This is a genomic window from Aeromicrobium sp. PFPM2_SD2, assembly GCF_057364525.1.
In genome coordinates this window covers 1-2,937 of the sequence record NZ_JBNFNZ010000315.1, presented here as the reverse complement: position 1 = coordinate 2,937, position 2,937 = coordinate 1, and the positions used below count along the sequence as shown (strand labels likewise).

General features: G+C 75.2%; 3 protein-coding genes. All 3 read left to right on the top strand.

What is annotated here, in order from left to right; all coding sequences use genetic code 11:
• The first annotated feature begins 144 nt into the window (after positions 1-144).
• On the top strand, positions 145-753 hold the full coding sequence (locus tag AC2W7G_RS12760; RefSeq protein WP_485868771.1) for a TetR/AcrR family transcriptional regulator: 609 nt from the start codon (positions 145-147) through the stop codon (positions 751-753).
• Positions 750-1,550 (top strand): TIGR03084 family metal-binding protein, encoded by an 801-nt coding sequence (locus AC2W7G_RS12755; RefSeq protein ID WP_485868770.1) that lies wholly within the window; start codon positions 750-752, stop codon positions 1,548-1,550. Before AC2W7G_RS12760 ends, AC2W7G_RS12755 begins: the two co-directional genes overlap by 4 nt.
• Positions 1,547-2,937, top strand: a 1,391-nt coding sequence (locus tag AC2W7G_RS12750; RefSeq protein WP_485868769.1) for an acyclic terpene utilization AtuA family protein, incomplete at its 3' end; no start/stop codon positions are given. The genes AC2W7G_RS12755 and AC2W7G_RS12750, both read left to right, overlap by 4 nt.

Genomic DNA, 2,937 nt, shown 5'->3' with positions numbered 1-2,937 from the left:
CCGCCGCCGTCCTGGGGGCACCTGCTCGAGCCCGACGAGCCGGCCGACCACGTGCTGGGCGACCCGGCGGACGTCCTGCGCCTGCTCGGACGAAACTTACAAGCAGGGTTGACTGTTTGTTGAAGACCGTGCCACGGTGTGGCCGTGACCACACCGACCCGCGTGCGCACCCCGCAGGCCGAGCGCACGCGCGCCATGCGCGAGCGGCTCATGGAGGCCACCATCGAGTGCCTCGCCGAGCTCGGCTGGTCGCGCACGACGACGACGGTCGTCTCGCGGCGGGCGGGCGTCTCCCGCGGGGCGCAGCTGCACCACTTCCCGGCCAAGCTCGACCTCGTCCTCGCCTCTGTGGAGCACCTCACCCAGCGCCGCCGCGACGAGATGACCCGGGCCGCCGACGACCTGCCGCGCGAGGGACGGACGCGGGCGGTGCTGGAGATCCTCAGCGCGCACTTCACCTCGCCGGTCTTCACCGCGGCCCTGGAGCTGTGGGTCGCGGCGCGCACGGACGACGAGCTGCGCGCCTCGGTCGCCCCGCTGGAGCGGCGCATCGGCCGTGAGGCCCACGCCTACGCCTGCGAGCTGCTCGGCGTCGACGAGTCGCTCGGCGAGAACCGCGCCCACGTCCAGGCGACGCTCGACCTGCTCCGCGGGCTGGGCCTGGCCGAGACGCTCAACGACGACTCCAAGCGGCGGGCGGTCATCCTCGACGCCTGGGCCGACACCCTCGACGCACGGCTGGAGCGAGCATGACGAGCAGCGCCCTGGACACCGTCCTGACCGACCTGGAGGCCGAGAGCGCGCTGCTCGACGGCTGGGTCGCCGACCTCGACGCCGCCGGCTGGGCCACCGTCACCACGCCCGAGGGCTGGACGGTCGCGCACCAGGTGGCGCACCTGCACTGGACCGACGCCATGTCGCTGGACGCCGTCATCGACCCGGACGCGTTCGGACGCACCCTGCGCGCCGCCGCCGAGCAGGCCGACGACTTCGTCGACCGCGAGGCCGACCGGCTGGCCGCGCTCGACCCGGCCGACCTGCTCGAGCGGTGGCGCTCGGGGCGCCGCATGCTCGCCTCCGCCCTGCGTGGCGTGCCCGACGGCACCAAGGTGCCCTGGTTCGGCCCGCCGATGGGCGCCGCGTCGATGGCCACCGCCCGCTTCATGGAGACGTGGGCCCACGCGCACGACGTCGCCGAGGCGCTCGGGCACCCCTACCCGCGCCGCGACAGCGTCCGCCACGTCGCCCACCTCGGCATCCGGACCCGGCCCTTCGCCTACGGGGTCCGGGGCCTGCCGGTGCCGGACGAGGACGTGCGGGTCGAGCTGCGGTCCCCGTCCGGCGAGACGTGGACGTGGGGACCGACCTGGGCGACCCAGCGGGTCACCGGCGACGCCCACGACTTCGCGCTGCTCGCCACGCGGCGCCGTCACCCGGACGACGTGGACGTGCGCGCGGAGGGCGTCCACGCCGCGCAGTGGCTGACGATCGTGCAGGCGTTCGCCGGCGCCCCCGGCAACGACCCGAAGCCGCGGGGAGGTCGGGCATGAGCGAGCGCACCGCACCGGTGCGCATCGGCAACGCGTCCGGGTTCTACGGCGACCGGCTGTCGGCCGTGCGCGAGATGCTCGAGGGCGGCGAGCTGGACTACCTCACCGGCGACTGGCTGGCCGAGCTGACGATGCTCATCCTCGGCCGCGACCGGATGAAGGACCCGTCCCTGGGCTACGCCAAGACGTTCCTGGCCCAGATGCGCGACACCCTGGCACTGGCGAAGGAGAAGGGTGTCCGGGTGGTCAGCAACGCCGGCGGGCTCAACCCGGCCGGGCTGGCCGACGCGCTGCGGGGCATCGCCGCCGAGCAGGGTCTGGACGTCACGATCGCCCACGTCGAGGGCGACGACCTGCTGCCCCGCGCCGACGAGCTCGGCTTCGGGACGGTCCTCACCGCCAACGCCTACCTGGGCGCGTTCGGCATCGCCGAGGCGCTGCGTCGCGGGGCGGACGTCGTCGTCACCGGACGGGTGACGGACGCGTCCGTCGTCGTCGGTCCGGCGATCGCGCACCACGGCTGGGGCCGCGGCGACCTGGACGCGCTGGCCGGCGCGGTCGTCGCCGGGCACGTGATCGAGTGCGGCACGCAGGCCACGGGCGGCAACTTCAGCGGCTTCACGACGCTCGACCTCTCGCGTCCGCTCGGGTTCCCGCTGGCCGAGGTCGCGGCCGACGGCACGTTCGTCGTCACCAAGCACGCCGGCACCGGCGGCGCGGTCACCGTCGACACCGTCACGGCCCAGCTCGTCTACGAGGTCCAGGGCCCGGCCTACGCCAACCCCGACGTCGTGACCCACCTCGACCGCCTGGTCGTCGAGCAGGACGGGCCCGACCGCGTCCGCGTCTCGGGGGCCCACGGCTCGCTGCCGCCGACGGACGCCAAGGTCTGCCTCAACGCGCTCGGCGGCTTCCGCAACGGCGTCGAGATGCTCGTGACCGGGCTGGACGTCGACGCCAAGGTCGACTGGGTGACGGCGCAGGTCGAGGGGGCGCTCGACCCGCGTCCGCAGGTCGTCGAGTGGCACCTCGAGCGGGCGGCCGAGGGCGACCCGGCCACGCAGGCCGCGGCGACGTCCCGGCTGCGCTGCGCGGTCAAGGACCCCAGCCCCGACCCGGTCGGACGCGCGTTCAGCGGTGCCGTCGTCGAGCTCGCGCTGGCGTCGTACCCCGGCTTCACGGTGACGGCACGCCGGCGAAGGGGTCGCCGTTCGGCGTCTACCGGCCCGCGTACGTGCCGCAGACCGCCGTGCCGCACCGCGTCGTCCTGCCCGGCGCGAGACGTCGAGGTCGCCCCGCCCGAGCGCACCGAGCCGTTCGCGCCGTCCGCCCCGGAGGCGGCCCCGGCCCCTGAGCCGGCTCGACGGGACCACCACCGACGTGCCGC

Excerpts from the sequence above, each read along its gene's own strand:
- AC2W7G_RS12755 (WP_485868770.1), top strand. The coding sequence starts at position 750 with ATGACGAGCAGCGCCCTGGACACCGTCCTGACCGACCTGGAGGCCGAG.